The organism is Rhizobium sp. RSm-3, from assembly GCF_001854685.1.
Classification (GTDB): domain Bacteria; phylum Pseudomonadota; class Alphaproteobacteria; order Rhizobiales; family Rhizobiaceae; genus Rhizobium; species Rhizobium ecuadorense.
Genome location: NZ_MAWZ01000021.1, coordinates 25050 through 38407, shown reverse-complemented (window position 1 = coordinate 38407; position 13358 = coordinate 25050). Strand labels below are relative to the sequence as shown.

13 protein-coding genes and 1 pseudogene are annotated in these 13358 nt (G+C 56.9%); 8 read left to right on the top strand and 6 right to left on the bottom strand.

Translation table 11 applies throughout. The features are described 5' to 3' along the window. Positions 1-101 precede the first annotated feature (101 nt). From BBJ66_RS33285 to BBJ66_RS18465, 3 genes and pseudogenes are all read left to right on the top strand, one after another. Positions 102-612 (top strand): annotated as a pseudogene (locus tag BBJ66_RS33285) (ATP-binding cassette domain-containing protein); the annotation flags it as partial. Next, on the top strand, positions 609-1733 hold the full coding sequence (locus BBJ66_RS18470) for a glycosyltransferase family 2 protein (RefSeq protein ID WP_071088813.1): 1125 nt from the start codon (positions 609-611) through the stop codon (positions 1731-1733). The pseudogene BBJ66_RS33285 and the gene BBJ66_RS18470, both read left to right, overlap by 4 nt. Positions 1734-2941: 1208 nt before the next feature. Next, complete coding sequence (locus tag BBJ66_RS18465) at positions 2942-3148, top strand: hypothetical protein (RefSeq protein WP_012558648.1); 207 nt, start codon at positions 2942-2944, stop codon at positions 3146-3148. 518 nt (positions 3149-3666) lie between these two features. On the opposite strand, the gene BBJ66_RS18460 is transcribed toward BBJ66_RS18465, so the two are convergent. From BBJ66_RS18460 to BBJ66_RS18440, 5 genes are all read right to left on the bottom strand, one after another. Continuing rightward, positions 3667-3915 (bottom strand): hypothetical protein, encoded by a 249-nt coding sequence (locus tag BBJ66_RS18460; RefSeq protein WP_049733766.1) that lies wholly within the window; start codon positions 3913-3915, stop codon positions 3667-3669. Positions 3916-4017: 102 nt separating this feature from the next. Further along, complete coding sequence (locus BBJ66_RS18455) at positions 4018-4725, bottom strand: TfuA-like protein (RefSeq protein ID WP_049733765.1); 708 nt, start codon at positions 4723-4725, stop codon at positions 4018-4020. Continuing rightward, the gene (locus BBJ66_RS18450) at positions 4722-5912 is read right to left on the bottom strand and encodes a YcaO-like family protein (RefSeq protein ID WP_071088855.1); all 1191 of its coding nucleotides are present in this window, start codon (positions 5910-5912) and stop codon (positions 4722-4724) included. The genes BBJ66_RS18455 and BBJ66_RS18450 overlap by 4 nt, the downstream gene beginning before the upstream one ends. A gap of 332 nt (positions 5913-6244) precedes the next feature. Continuing rightward, positions 6245-6670, bottom strand: coding sequence for a helix-turn-helix domain-containing protein (locus BBJ66_RS18445; protein WP_049733764.1), 426 nt, complete (start codon positions 6668-6670; stop codon positions 6245-6247). Between the two features lie 248 nt (positions 6671-6918). After that, a complete protein-coding gene (locus BBJ66_RS18440) occupies positions 6919-7551 on the bottom strand; it encodes a class I SAM-dependent methyltransferase (protein ID WP_071088811.1) in 633 nt (210 codons plus the stop codon). A gap of 504 nt (positions 7552-8055) precedes the next feature. Between BBJ66_RS18440 and BBJ66_RS18435 the strand changes: the two genes are divergently transcribed. After that, the gene (locus BBJ66_RS18435; protein ID WP_049733807.1) at positions 8056-8943 is read left to right on the top strand and encodes a DUF6030 family protein; all 888 of its coding nucleotides are present in this window, start codon (positions 8056-8058) and stop codon (positions 8941-8943) included. Positions 8944-8984: 41 nt separating this feature from the next. On the opposite strand, the gene BBJ66_RS18430 is transcribed toward BBJ66_RS18435, so the two are convergent. Beyond that, positions 8985-9359 carry a hypothetical protein gene (locus BBJ66_RS18430; protein WP_049733762.1) on the bottom strand — a complete coding sequence of 125 codons (375 nt, stop codon included), beginning with the start codon at positions 9357-9359 and terminating at the stop codon, positions 8985-8987. 204 nt (positions 9360-9563) lie between these two features. On the opposite strand from BBJ66_RS18430, the gene BBJ66_RS18425 reads away from it, so the two are divergent. The 4 genes from BBJ66_RS18425 to pssM are packed head-to-tail and all read left to right on the top strand — an operon-like array spanning position 9564 to position 13225. After that, complete coding sequence (locus BBJ66_RS18425) at positions 9564-10637, top strand: endo-1,4-beta-xylanase (protein WP_071088809.1); 1074 nt, start codon at positions 9564-9566, stop codon at positions 10635-10637. A gap of 31 nt (positions 10638-10668) precedes the next feature. Further along, complete coding sequence (locus BBJ66_RS18420; RefSeq protein WP_071088807.1) at positions 10669-11820, top strand: glycosyltransferase; 1152 nt, start codon at positions 10669-10671, stop codon at positions 11818-11820. Next, positions 11820-12326 carry an acyltransferase gene (locus BBJ66_RS18415; protein ID WP_049733759.1) on the top strand — a complete coding sequence of 169 codons (507 nt, stop codon included), beginning with the start codon at positions 11820-11822 and terminating at the stop codon, positions 12324-12326. The genes BBJ66_RS18420 and BBJ66_RS18415 overlap by 1 nt, the downstream gene beginning before the upstream one ends. After that, positions 12323-13225 carry an exopolysaccharide glucosyl ketal-pyruvate-transferase gene (pssM, locus tag BBJ66_RS18410; RefSeq protein WP_071088805.1) on the top strand — a complete coding sequence of 301 codons (903 nt, stop codon included), beginning with the start codon at positions 12323-12325 and terminating at the stop codon, positions 13223-13225. The genes BBJ66_RS18415 and pssM overlap by 4 nt, the downstream gene beginning before the upstream one ends. Positions 13226-13358 lie beyond the last annotated feature (133 nt).

Sequence of the window (13358 nt, the reverse complement as noted above, 5' to 3'; positions counted from 1 at the left end):
TAAATGGAGTAATGGTTATTCGACAAATATATTTCTAGCCGGCCGCTGTTCATGATCGATAGATTGCCAGTGCAAAAGCGACGCGCGCTGCCAAAAAGACAATCCTCGACCGCAGCCGGCCGACCCAAGGCAGGATCACGGGCGACGGCAGAGATCTCGCAACGGTCGACCGCTCCAGTTGGCTGCAACTCCGTGTCGGGTCAGGACGTCGACCTGATGGTGGGCACGGTACTCGACAACATAAGGTTTCGGCGCGATATCTAGAAGGAGGATATCCGGTGGGCCGCCGAAGTGGCTTGCGCCACGGAGTTCATCGAAGATCTGCCCTCTGGCTTCGATGAATGGCTGGGCGACGAAGCAATCCGGCTTTCGGGCGGCCAAAGGCAGCGCACCGGACGGGCGCGCGCTCTCGCCGGCCGGCCGCAGATTCTGCTGCTCGACGAAGCTACCAGTGCCCTCGACGAGGATATCGAGATGCGGGTGTTTGCTGCGATGATGAAGGAAGATGCCGGCAGAACGCTGATCGTCGTCAACCATCGGCTGGCTATCGCCAGGCTGATGAAGAACCGGATCGATCTTAGCCCGCCCACATCCACCTCCAGGCTCGGGTGACGGCGATGGAGCTTTCGACCATATCAGGGATTGAGGTGGCGGTCGTGATCCCCGCCTATAATGCCAGCCCCTACCTTGCCCAGACGCTTCAATCGGTTGTCGATCAGAGCCACAAGGCACTGGAAATCATCATCGTCGACGACGGTTCGACCGACGGGACGGCGTCGATCTGTCGCCGCTTCACCGCCGGAGATCCAAGGATCAAGCTCCTGTCGACGGTAAACCGCGGCGTCGCTGCCGCCCGCAATATCGGAATTGAGGCATCGACATCAGGCTATATCGCCTTCCTCGATGCCGACGATCTCTGGCATCCGACCTATGTCGAGCGCATGCTTTCGGCCCTCCATCCCCTGCCGGACGCCTGGGGCGCGGTGTATACTCTTCACCGCTTGATCGATCCCGCGGGATATTACATGAGATCCGGTTCATCAGTGAACGCTAGGGACTCGATTCTAGCGCGCCATCTCGTCTTCCGCTTCGTCGGCAATGGCAGCGGCTTCATGGTTCGCCGCGCCGTCATCGACAAGATCGGCGGCTACGATCCGCGTTATGCCAGGCAGGGGATCGGCGGATGCGAGGATTTCGACTTCGAACTCCGGACGGCCGAGCATTTCAAGATCGAGACGGTGCCGTTGGGGCTGGTGGGATATCGCCTTCACTCGGAAGCCATGTCTGCCGATCGATCACGGATGGCTCGATCGCTTCTGGCGGTCTACGAGCAATGTATCGCGCGCAATCCGGACCTGCCGGCTTTTGTCATCGGCTGCGCCCGCGTCTCGGCGCATCTTTATGCCTTTTCGCAATTTGCCAGTCTAAGAGATTGGCCCAGCGCCGCGACCTCGCTGAAGCACATCTATCATCATAGCCCGATGCTCGCTTCGGGCGTGCTGACGAATTTTATGCTTTCAAAAACCACGCGAGCTGCACGCAGGGCGCTGTCCAAATCCTGGCCGGCAAGGGATCCAAAGGAAAAGAATGTCCAGAAATTCGAAGAGATCGATCCATTTTGCCCCTTGATGAGCGGTTGGTCCCTCTTCAGGACGAAAGCGTTGCTCCGGCGCTTGTCGGAGATCGATCGGTCTGGCGAATGCTCTGCTGCGACCTCGTCACAGCAGACGTGATGCAGGCGACCAACCGGTCAACATCTCGCTAGAACACTGGAAATGCGATATTTCGCCAGAATAACAATAAGTAAAAATCAATGAAACCGGTGAAAAACCATCATCATCAATAATGACGTGTGACAATACACGATTTACCTGCAATTATATCCACGCACTGTGCAAGCGTTTCTACTGGAGGACCCGTCACCCACCCCGGCGGGTCCTCTGCTTTTCTTCCCTGCGGTTCGCCGGAAATGCGATTGCCGTTGTCTTTTGTCTCGACATGGAAAATATTGCTCGAATAGTAATATCGCCCGGGCAGAGATCGGCCTCACGAGACAAGCTCGCATTTTCCAACGGACAGGACCTCCCGCCGCTCGCCCCAGCAACATCAGAATCTATATTTCAAGTACAAAGATGATATTTATGAATGCCTTAAAATTTTGCCAACAGCCGATGTCATACAGTTGATCTCTGGGCATGATAGACAATAATAACGCGCGATAACCATAAGACAGCACATCCAGTGATTATATGCATATAGAATTCATGTCATCTTTTAATTGATATTTAAATACAACCTCCATCTGAAACTTATTATTTAACCTTTTGATAAAATTTTCTTCACAACACCGGTTATCAGCCGCAGGTTATTCTGCCTTTAATTGCCGCCGACCTCGGTTCAAGTTTTCCAAGAGGGCAAAAAATCAGTTGAAGCCTCTTCCCCACCTCGGGTTTCAGACGCCCGGCAACCTGTCGAGCATCCCGACGAGGGATCACAAGCGATGACTCGACATTCATGGAGATGACCACGCACAGGAGCGATGCCGGTGCAGCTTAGGACCGCCGAATGACGGCAGCGGAGATGTATGATGGTGCAATATATTGCTAAATCAGATGGTTAGACCCTAGGCACGGCGCAGTTCCGCCGCTTCACTCGGCAGCAGCCGGCTCGTCCGTTTTACCCTCAGGCACGGGGTTCCGGCATATCCGACCGAGATACCGGCGCCAAGCCGGGGCGCCAGCGGCGTTGGCGATTCTTTCGACGCGAAACAGCCGCCCTTTTCGAGCCCGTCCCGTTCAACACGCCAAAGGCGTCTTACGATTTGCCACACCTGTGTCGAAATGGTCGCACCTCGGCAGGGAATTAACCCTTCATAAAGCATTTGCTTGCTCAACTTATAATTTGTGTCATGGTCACTGTAAGTAGTGAGGGAGCCGACCTGATGAGTGATATAGCATCGCATATTCCGGAATTTGGTTATGATGAACGCGTGATGATCTGCCGGAAGCAGATCGAAAAGGCGGTTTATCAGTTCATTGCAAATACGAAGGTCGAGGGGTGCGATCCGGCGGAAGTCGCAATGGCCATCGCAGACATTGCCGACGACTACATTTTACTGCTGGCCCAGAAGCGCAATTTGACCCACTGAGACCATGGATCGGCCGCCGATCGGCCGATCGCGCAGACGATCTGTGAACGCGAGATCGCGCCGCTTCCCTTTCCGGAAGCAACGTCGGGGAGATCGGTTACCCTTCGTTTCCATTCAGGGTCGTTTCCAGCAGACCCTGAATAGCGCGCCGACCATCCGCGGCCCGCAGCGAGCCGGGCTTCTCCAAGCCGCAACTAAGATGGATTTACCAACGCTCGGGCATCAGTTTCAGCCCGTTATCTCCCGCGCGATGGGATCGAATGGTCCCGCGAGTGCCACGTCCATAAAGCCGACGCATTGTGCCCAGCGACGCGCGTTATAGTCCCTTGTTTTTGCATGTCGCCCGGAACGCTGCACACTTCCGGGCGGCATGCATCAGAGCAGTTCAACTTTTCACGGACGCGCAGAACCGCTCTAAAGCGCGTCGCATCAGATTTGATTCATGCGACGCGCTTTGGCCCTTTGTTTTGATGCATGTCGTTATCCAGGAACCGCTGCACACTTCCCGGCGACATGCATTAGTGACGGCTCACGCTCACTTGCGGAACCGGCGAGCCCAATTCAGCCAGTTCACTGGTCAAACCCTCCCCCACCTCCTGCTTCACGGCCTCGAGCGCCAGATCGAGGCAATTCGTCGCGAACTGCAATTTGACATCCTGAGCGACCTGTCGCGCGTAGGCGATCATCCGCGCCAGCGCGATGAGTTCATTCAGACCGTCTTCTGCCCCTTGCCCTGCACTTACCTTGGCAATCGATGTCACGCCCATGACCATTTCTCCAACGAATTGAAGGCATGATACGCGCGCAGAGGGGGTCGAGCCCGTGAAAAAAGCGTGACACAACCCTTGGTGAAAATTGCCGTCTTCGATTTACAATGCAGGACGGGTACGGAACGCGGTTGCGTGCAGTTTCCAGGGCAGATCGGCGTTCGAACGGATGTCGCGGGCGTCCTGTAGGGCTTTCAGCAATTCCAGGGCATCAAGGCGTTTTTGATCGACGGAATTCGAAAGAAGCGCCGCCAGCAGTTGCGGAGGATCCGGCTCGGCTATGTCAGCACATTGTTCGACGATCGCCCGCCACGTCCGCTTCTTGAAGAAGATCGCGTTTGCCGCATCTTCGAGCACCTGGCGCAACCCACCTGCCAGCAGTCCCCTATCCTCCATCGCATCCAGCGTGGCGCTGACATTGACGAGCGGTATCGTCAGCGGCTTGCTGCCCAGCGCGCTCGGCGCATGCATGAGTGCGACGGCGGCATCGTCGACCAGCCGGCCGCTGCGATAGTCCTCGAAAATGCGGCCGAGCCCGATCATCCCGAAAGGATGACATTCCGCGGCCCGCAAGGCGCCCATGCTTGCGGCCCCGAGAACGGCCACGCCAAGCGAGAGAGCATGGAGAATTTCCTTGTGCCAGACCGGTGCGGCATATTCGAAGCCGCCGTCGATCAGGCCGATGACATTGGCGCCCTGCTCCACCTGAGCCAGGACGTCGCCCTGCATGGCAGGCGGCAGGACGCGTATTGCCTCGCCGGCAAGCGATGCCGCATCGGGAAGACTGGGACCTGCGAAAATGATCTTCAAAACCCGATCGCCTTGGCCAGAGCCCTTGTTCCAAATCGCCGGGCGCGCTCCCCCTCGGGATTTTCGAGTTCGGGGATAACCACCTTGACGACGCTGAAGGGAAGCGTGTCGTCGCTGAGGTGAACCCGGATGACCGAATTAATCCCTCGGTTGCTGAGAGCGTCAAGCACATGCTGCAGCAACTGCGTCAGATCCTGTGGCCGATATCCTGCCGCGCCGTCACCGCAGAGGGCGGCAGGCGGTGCGGCAACCGCATCGAAGGCCCGCCGCATCAGTGGCGGGAGGGATCTCGAGAAAGTTGCAGGAGAAATATCGTCCCTGGCGCCGCTGATATAGGTCAGCCGGGATTGCACGGCTTCCGTCACCGCGCGAATGGCCGCGCGGACGGGGGACGGATGCGCCCCGGTACCGCCGGTCACCTCGACGAGGCGAATGTCCCTGTCAGCATAAGGATGCCTGGAGCCTGGAATTAGCTCCCCAGGCCCCAGCATGGCGGTGAAACAGGGGATTGCGATGTCGCTGGTGATATCGAACAGCCTGAGCGCCAATCCCGATGCTTCGATCTTGTCGATCAGCCCGTTGAGGGCCTCGTCCTCAAAGCCGCGGGGATCGACGCAGCCGGCATAACGATCGGCCTCTCCGCCCACCTGCCACAGCACATGAGCGTCACGCTCGATACGCTCCAGCACGCCATGAAAGATTGCTTCCTCGGCACTGTTTCCCGAAGCCAGGCCATCCGAGGACATCCAGTATCGCGTGTCACGCGTCCGGTCGAGCACCACCGCCTCGAAGGGAATGTGGATCTCTTCGCCGCTGAGGATATTGACGCCGGCAACCCATTCGGTCTCGTCATCCGGCCCGAGATCGGGTTTATGAACGGCGGTCAGGCAGCTCAATCTGTCGGCCTGGCAGCCCTTTGCCTGCAGGCGGGCAGAGGAACCGTGGACGCGCTTGACGAAGGGTTCGCCGGCGACGGCTCGTTCGAGCGCCTCCATGATTGCGGATACCTTGGCGTCCAGATCGGTCAGGCCCTTCCCCTGAGCAATCACGATCGACCGCGAATTCGGGGCATAGGCGCACCAGACAGGGATTCCGATGTCGTCCAATCCGGTATGTCGCGCAACCCTGGTGATGCCGAAGCTGGCCAAAAAAGGTTCGACGCGGGAAAGAGTTTCCCCCGGCGATATGATCCTGTCGGAATAGTGGACCCGGCGCGTCAGAATGACGCCTCGGCTGTCGCTGAGGCCGCCGCAAGGCAGAGCGGCGCCGACCAGGCGGCAGCGACCGCCTCCGCCCCGCCAGCTATCCCCACAATGCCAATTTTCGCCATTGAATATACCGCCCTCAGCTTTGACGTCGCTCCGCAGAAACTGAGCCAACCCATAATGGCTGAATTCACTGCTCAGGCATAGATATGGGCCATCGTCAACAGCCCCTTGATCGGAGAGCGGACCGGGTCGCCGCTCGTCTCGATCAACCGCAGATCGCCGAATCTCTGCAGGTGAAGCACGCTCCGTCCTCAGCCGTTGATAACCGGATCCTGCAACTCACCGTCGATGTCGGACAACCCCGCAACTGCCAGACTTTTGGCCAATGCCACCAGTTTTTGCCTGATATTCGGATCCTCGATGGCGATGAACGCCTTGTTGAGCGCCAGCCCCTCTTTCGAGGACAAAAACCTGTTCAACTCGCTCGTCTCGCCTTCGATCGGTCCGGAACCACCGTTCTCGAAGAAGAAGCCGATGGGCACGCGAAGAATCTCGGATATGCGCTGAAGACGGCTGGCGCCTATGCGGTTCGTCCCCTTTTCGTATTTCTGGATCTGCTGGAAGGTGATGCCCAGAAGTTCGGCTAGGCCGTGCTGGGTCATCCCGAGCGTCTTTCGCCGGACCCTGACGCGGTTGCCAACATAGACGTCGATCGAATTCGGGGATTTCGCCTTCATGTGAACAAGTCTCCCACTTTATCAGCATGCCGAGCCGTATAATGGAGAGTTTAAGCAAGAATGCAACTAAAAGTAAATATTTCTTAAGGATTTTTTTCCGCGCTGCGCATAGCAAAAACAACCTATGGATTATTGCAGCGGAGGCCGCCTTTGGATTGGACCCGCATCGCACTCGCGCGCGCAAATCCACAGAGCAATGCTGTTCCAAATGCGGGCCGCCCCGATACCGTCTAAAGAGATTTAGGGCTCTAAAGAGATTTTTGAGCGACGGCGATCATCGACTTGGCCAAAACGGGAATTCTTCCGACAAATTCAAAACGGACCTTGTCGAAGCCGGCATCCAGCAGCAGCGTGCTCAGAGTGTTTTTCGACCAGAACTTGATATGCCCATGATCCGTCAGCGGCATGAAGTGATCGTCCATTTTCCCCATCACCGCGAGCGCAAGGTTCTTCAGATAACCGTGATAGGGGGTCGACAACACGGCGACGCCACCCGGCTTGACAAGATCGTACAGCGTCGAGGTGAATGCCCTCGGATCGTAGACATGCTCGACCACCTCCAGGCTTATGACGGCATTGAACCTGCCGTATTCCCGGGAAAGATCGTCATAGGCCGAGCCGACTTGCAGCGGCAGTTCGGGATAATTGATATTGGCCTTGGCAATACCATCGCTGGAGGGATCGACACCAACGACATGATAACCCTTCTGCGCAAGAGCAGCGGCCGCTCCGCCGGTACCACATCCCAAATCAAAGACGTCGTTTTTTGCAGAACCGCCGAAATGGCTCTCCAGCACGTCGAGCACGGCGGGCAGGATGTAGGAATGCGCGGTTGTCGGTTTGACGTGAACATAGGTGGTTGCGTCTAGCTCGACGGACATGTCCCCTCCCCCGGCGATTGCACGGCAGACCCTATCCAAGAATACGTCGAAAATTTGATGAAACCCGCCGAACAGCAAGGATAACAAGATATATAATCTGAGGTTTTATAATTAAAAACAAAACCAGAGCGCGACAATACATAGAAAATGGCGAATGGAAAATAACGATCGGATGGATCATCAGTAAATACCTGGAACAGTCCGATGAAGTCACCGAACTCACAATAACAAACAGAGCAATATCTCGAAATTATGAAACCAGCCGGGACTGTTCACAGAGCGAATAATGACATCGTCCGCGATCCGTCGCTGCGATATTGCGCAGCTGCATGAGCGGTTCCCGATCGAATGGCGCTGCGCCTTTGCCGACGCTGCCGCGCCCATCCGGTGCGGCACAAAGGCGCCCAATTGCCGACACGAAGCCAAAGATATTTAACGGATAAATGTATAGTGCTGGATTTAGACAGCCCGATCGAAACCCTTCTCGCACCGGAGAAGACAAGCTTGCCCGATAATTCGTCGTCCGCAAATGCGAAACAGCCATTGGGAAAACCGAAGATTCCCGTGGTCTTCTGGTTGCTGCTGACGATCTCCCTCTCGCTGGTGATGGGGACGGTGCTTCTTTCCAACGATATGAAACACTTGAAGACGGTGAGCCATTATTTTGGCTTCGATCTCTCTGCCCCTGACGTCAGGCCGCCTCCCCCCAAAGCCCTTCCCCGCCCGACGCCGCCAGCCACCTTCAAGCTTCCCTTGCATATCATCGAACCGCCGTCGGCACAGACTGCGTCGACTTTTCTGCGCACATGGCGAATATCCGGGCCTGCCATGTGTGCGGCGCTGCGCGATGCCGGCATCGAAACCAGCGATTGGGCGGCGGCGAGCTTTAACGCCGATACGTTCGAATGCTTTTTCGAACATGGCGGCAAGCGGGAGAAGGATCAGCTTCCGAACTCCATCTTCGTCATCGTTCGCGGCGACGCCGCCGGCGCGATCAACAATATGCGAGTGAAAATCATCAATCCCGAGACGGATCAAAACGGCCAGCTCGATCCAGGCATTCTGCGAATCTTCGAAACCATATTGCGGCAACCGCAATGGCTCGATTTTCACGAGACGCTGAACGCAATCAAGGATCTGAGGGACATCAAGGAAGACGGCTTCGGAGCCAGCATCAACTTCGCCCGAGAGGTGCTCAATCCCGGGCGCTATAATTTCACGCTGTCGCTGGATGCGACCTCGGGACCGCAGAAAAGAACAAGACGTTATTTTTCCGACAGAACATGGCTTCCATCACCGGACCCCACGGCCGAGGCCGGCACGGAACCGGCACCGGTGTCGACGCCTGCCGATGCCGAGGCACCGGCAGAAAATGCGGAACATCCGCATTGATGCATGTCGCTCGGAAGTGTGCAGCGGCTCCAATAAGCTGATCACACCATGTAGCTTACATCGTCGTGATGTCTGGCCAGGATCCTGTAAAGTTCTTTCAAGCTCTCCGCACTCGGCCGTTCGGTGCCGTCTCCGCCCGCCAGGCGCCAGACACGCTCGACATTGAGGTCCTGCGTGACCTGGGCAAGATCATCGTTCAGAGAGCGAATGGCGAATGCCGAGCGACGCAACCGCAAGGATGTTCTGATCAGCGCTGCAAACAGGATGACAATGACGCCGCCGATGCCGAGGACAAGGGCTGTGAACTGCCTAACGTCGAGAAGGGATAGATCCTTTTGGACAGTCGCCATAAAAAAAACGGCATTTTGAAATGCCATATGAAAACAGCTCATCAGATAGCTAAACCAATCTTCCATCGCGAGCGCCCTCCAGAACGGCTTATATCTTGGAGCAAGCTGGAAAGTCTAGCAGATACTGACAATATCCCCTGGTGCGAAAGTATACTTGAGATTGCATTACTCTACTGAATTGAACGCAAACCCCGCGATGGATCGTTGCCGGCCAGGCCGGCCCGTTAAATTCCACCGCTGACATGAAAAAAGCCAACAGTGAGAGATAAGATGAATAGAAGACGTTTCCTCGCCTCGATTCCGCTTGCTCTGTTGTATGCCAATGCGGGCCACGTCCTGGCTCAGGTGCCTCCGGCGAAAGGGTTGCGCGCCCTTGCCGACAGCAAGGCGTTGCGATTCGGATCGGCAATCGACCCGCAGAACATCGACGATCCGATCGCTTCCGGGATCTATATCGACAACGTCAATTCGATAACGCCGCGAAACGAGCTGAAATGGAATGCGACGGAAAAAAGACCCGGTGTTTTCAGCTTCAAAAATGCCGACCTTATGGTTGCATTTGCACGCAAAAACAACATGAGGGTTTATGGCCATACACTGATCTGGTATCGCGTCCCGGAATGGGTGTCTGACATCGCCGATGCCAAGACGATTCAGGCGGCGATGAACCGTCATATAAAACAGGTTGTCACTCGTTATAAGAACGCGATCGACGCTTGGGATGTGGTGAACGAGCCGTTGGAATATGATGCGCCGGTTCTGCGGGATTGTGTTTTCCGACGCCTTCTTGGCGACGACTATATCCGTATGAGCTTCGATATGGCACATCAGGCCAATCCCGGCGCGACGTTGGTGCTCAACGAAACGCATCTGGAGAAAAAATCCGACGTGTTCGAACAGAAGCGCGCGCGCATCCTGAAAATCGTCGAGGACCTCGTCGCCAAGAAAACGCCGATCAACGCGGTGGGACTGCAGGCGCATTTCCGCCCCGGCCTCGACCGCATCGACCCGGAAGGAATGGGGCGCTTCTGCGCGGCGCTGAAGGACATGGGTATCGGCGTTTTCATCACCGAACTCGACGCCTCCTGCCACTTCCTGAACCGCGACAAAAGCTTCACGCCGACGTCGTATGCCGATATTTTCAGTGACGTCATCACCGTGGCAGCCGAGCGTGGCGACTTGAAAGGCGTGACGGTATGGGGCATGTCGGAGAAATACGGCGAGCCCGACGAGAAGGCCGCCGGCCCCGACGCGGCGTGTACGAAACGCGTTAATCTTTACGACGAAAACAATGCGCCGAGAAGTGCGGTTGATGGCGTCCGACGGGCAATAGAGGCGATGTGATGCGCAAGACAACGGAGACATCGACAGATTCATGAGAAAAGCCGTTATTTACGTGGAAAAATTTCTGCCTGCCAGCCAGGCATTTGTTCTCAACCAGGCGGTGGCATTTCGTTCCTTCGAAGCTGAAATTCTTGCCGGCTCGCGAATTTCTTCCGCCCATACCAAAAAATCCACTGTTCCGGTTCATGACATCCGTCGGTCTCCCGTGGCGCGGGCCGGTGAACTGCTTCTGAAAATCCCCCAGATCGGCCTTCCCTTTCTCTTCCCCGCGATCGGCAATGCCGATCTCGTTCACGCCCATTTCGGCAAGAACGGTTATGTCATCGGGCCCTTGGCACGCGCCGCCGGCAAGCCGCTGGTCACGACATTCCACGGCTTCGACGCCACCTATGGCGGCGATCCGAAAAAGCCGGGCGGCTTCAATCAGGTGCGCTTCTTCGCCAAGGGCCGCAGCGAGATGGCCGGCTGGAACAGCTGGAATATCGCCGTTTCCGATTTCATCCGCGACCGGCTGCTGGCGCTCGGCTTTCGCGCCGACCGCGTCTATCGCCACCATATCGGCATCGATCTCGATCTCTTCAAAATGGAGCCGCGCCCCCGAAAAAGAGGCCTGGTGGTTTCCATTGCCCGTTTCGTCGACTATAAGGGCCACCGCTTCATGATCGACGCGCTTTCGCGCGTGGCGGCGGCCGGCACGCCGGTCGAATTCGTCATGGTGGGTCAGGGACCGCTGAAACAGGAAATCGAGGCGCTGGCGCGTCGTTCCTTGCCAAGCGTCACGATCCATGAAAATCTGTCGCAGACTGAGATAAGGGATCTGCTCGCCAGTGCGGAGCTTTATCTCCATGGCAGCGTGACCCTCGACAATGGTCACGCCGAAGCGTTCGGCCTCGCCAATCTGGAGGCCGAAGCCGTCGGGACTCCGGTCGTCGCATTTCGCTCGGGAGGCGTTGGCGAAGCGATCGAAGAGGGGAAAACTGGTTATCTCGTGGAGGAGCGGGATGTCGCGGGAATGGCCGAATCAGTCGGAAGACTGCTCAACGACCAAGCCCTGTGGACAGCCTTCAGCGCGCGGGCACCGCTTCTGGTGGCCGAGCGCTTCGACTTACGTCGTCAGACGGGGATGCTCGAGGACTATTACAGTTCCGTGCTAGACGAATTTTCCAGCCGGGGTCGGACTTGATGGTGCAGACAGGAAAGAAGCCGAAGTGGGGACTGAACGTATTTCGGCCGCTGCGGAACGGAATCGTGACGGCCAAATGGCTTTATTATACGAAATTCTGGGGAATGGACATCGATCCGACGGCGAGCTTTTCCCTAAGCGTCCGGTTCGACAAGACCAATCCGAAGGGCCTTCATATCGGCGCGGAAACCTATGTCGCCTTTGAGGCGGCGATCCTGACCCATGATCTCACGCGCGGGCTCTACCTTCACACGAGAATCGGCAAACGCTGCTTCATCGGCGCCCGCAGCATCATTCTGCCCGGCGTCGAAATCGGCGACGAATGCGTCATCGGCTCCGGCTCGGTGGTGACCAGGAGCGTGCCGCCGCGCTCGCTCGTGGCGGGCAATCCGGCAAAGATCATCCGCAGCGACATCAAGATCATTTCACGTTACGGACGCATGGCACGCGAAGACGAAACGGTCTCGCAGATCGTCACGCACTTGCCGACTGGAGAAGCACGATGAAGATGTTTGCCTACCGCGGGAAACACGAGAATTTTGGCGACGAACTCAACCATTGGCTCTGGGAGCGTCTGCTGCCCGGCTTCTTCGACGATGACGAAGGTCAGCTCTTTCTCGGCATCGGTTCGATTCTCTACGACAATTTCGATCCGAACATGCAGAAGATCGTCTTCGGCTCAGGTTATGGCGGCTATACCAACCCGCCGAAAGTCGACGGCAACTGGACCTTCTATTTCGTGCGCGGAAAGAAGACTGCCGAAATCCTCGGCATCGATCCGAGCTACGCCATCGGCGATTCGGGCATCCTGACGCGCAGCTGCTGGGATGCCAAAAGCATCGAGAAGCGTTATCCCGTCTCCTTCATGCCGCACTACGAAAGCGCCATGTACGGCAGTTGGGACAAGGTCTGTGATCTCGCCGGCATCCACTATATCGATCCCCGCTGGTCGGTGGAAAAGGTTCTGACCGAAATCAGCGCCTCGCATAAGGTCGTCTCCGAGGCAATGCATGGCTGCATCATATCGGATGCGTTGCGCGTTCCATGGCGGGCGATCCGGCCGATCGCGCCGGGCAATCGCGCCAAGTGGTATGATTGGGCGAGTGCACTCGATCTGGAGATCGATTTCGATCCGATCGGCCCGTCGAACCTCGTCGAGGTCGGAGCGTCGCTGGTACGGAAAAATACCACCCTGTTGAAGAACATAACGTTCCGCCACCGCCGGATCCGGCAGCTGACCGGAAATTACGTCTTCGGATCGACGGTCAAGACGTTGCAGGAGGTGGCGGAGAAGCCCGGCCAGCTCAGCACTGATGAGTCTATCGTAAGAGCACACGAGAGAATGCTGGTCGAGCTGAACCGACTGAAGCAAGATTTTTCCAAGAAAACGGCAAGCGCCCTTTAAGGGCGCAAACCGGTTTCGTGACGAGGCAACAAGGCATGATGCTTTCCAACTCCATCGATACCCTCTGCGCCCGCAAGGGGCAGAAGCACCTTGGATGGGCATGCGGCCCGCTCAACTGGTCGATGTTCTCCAT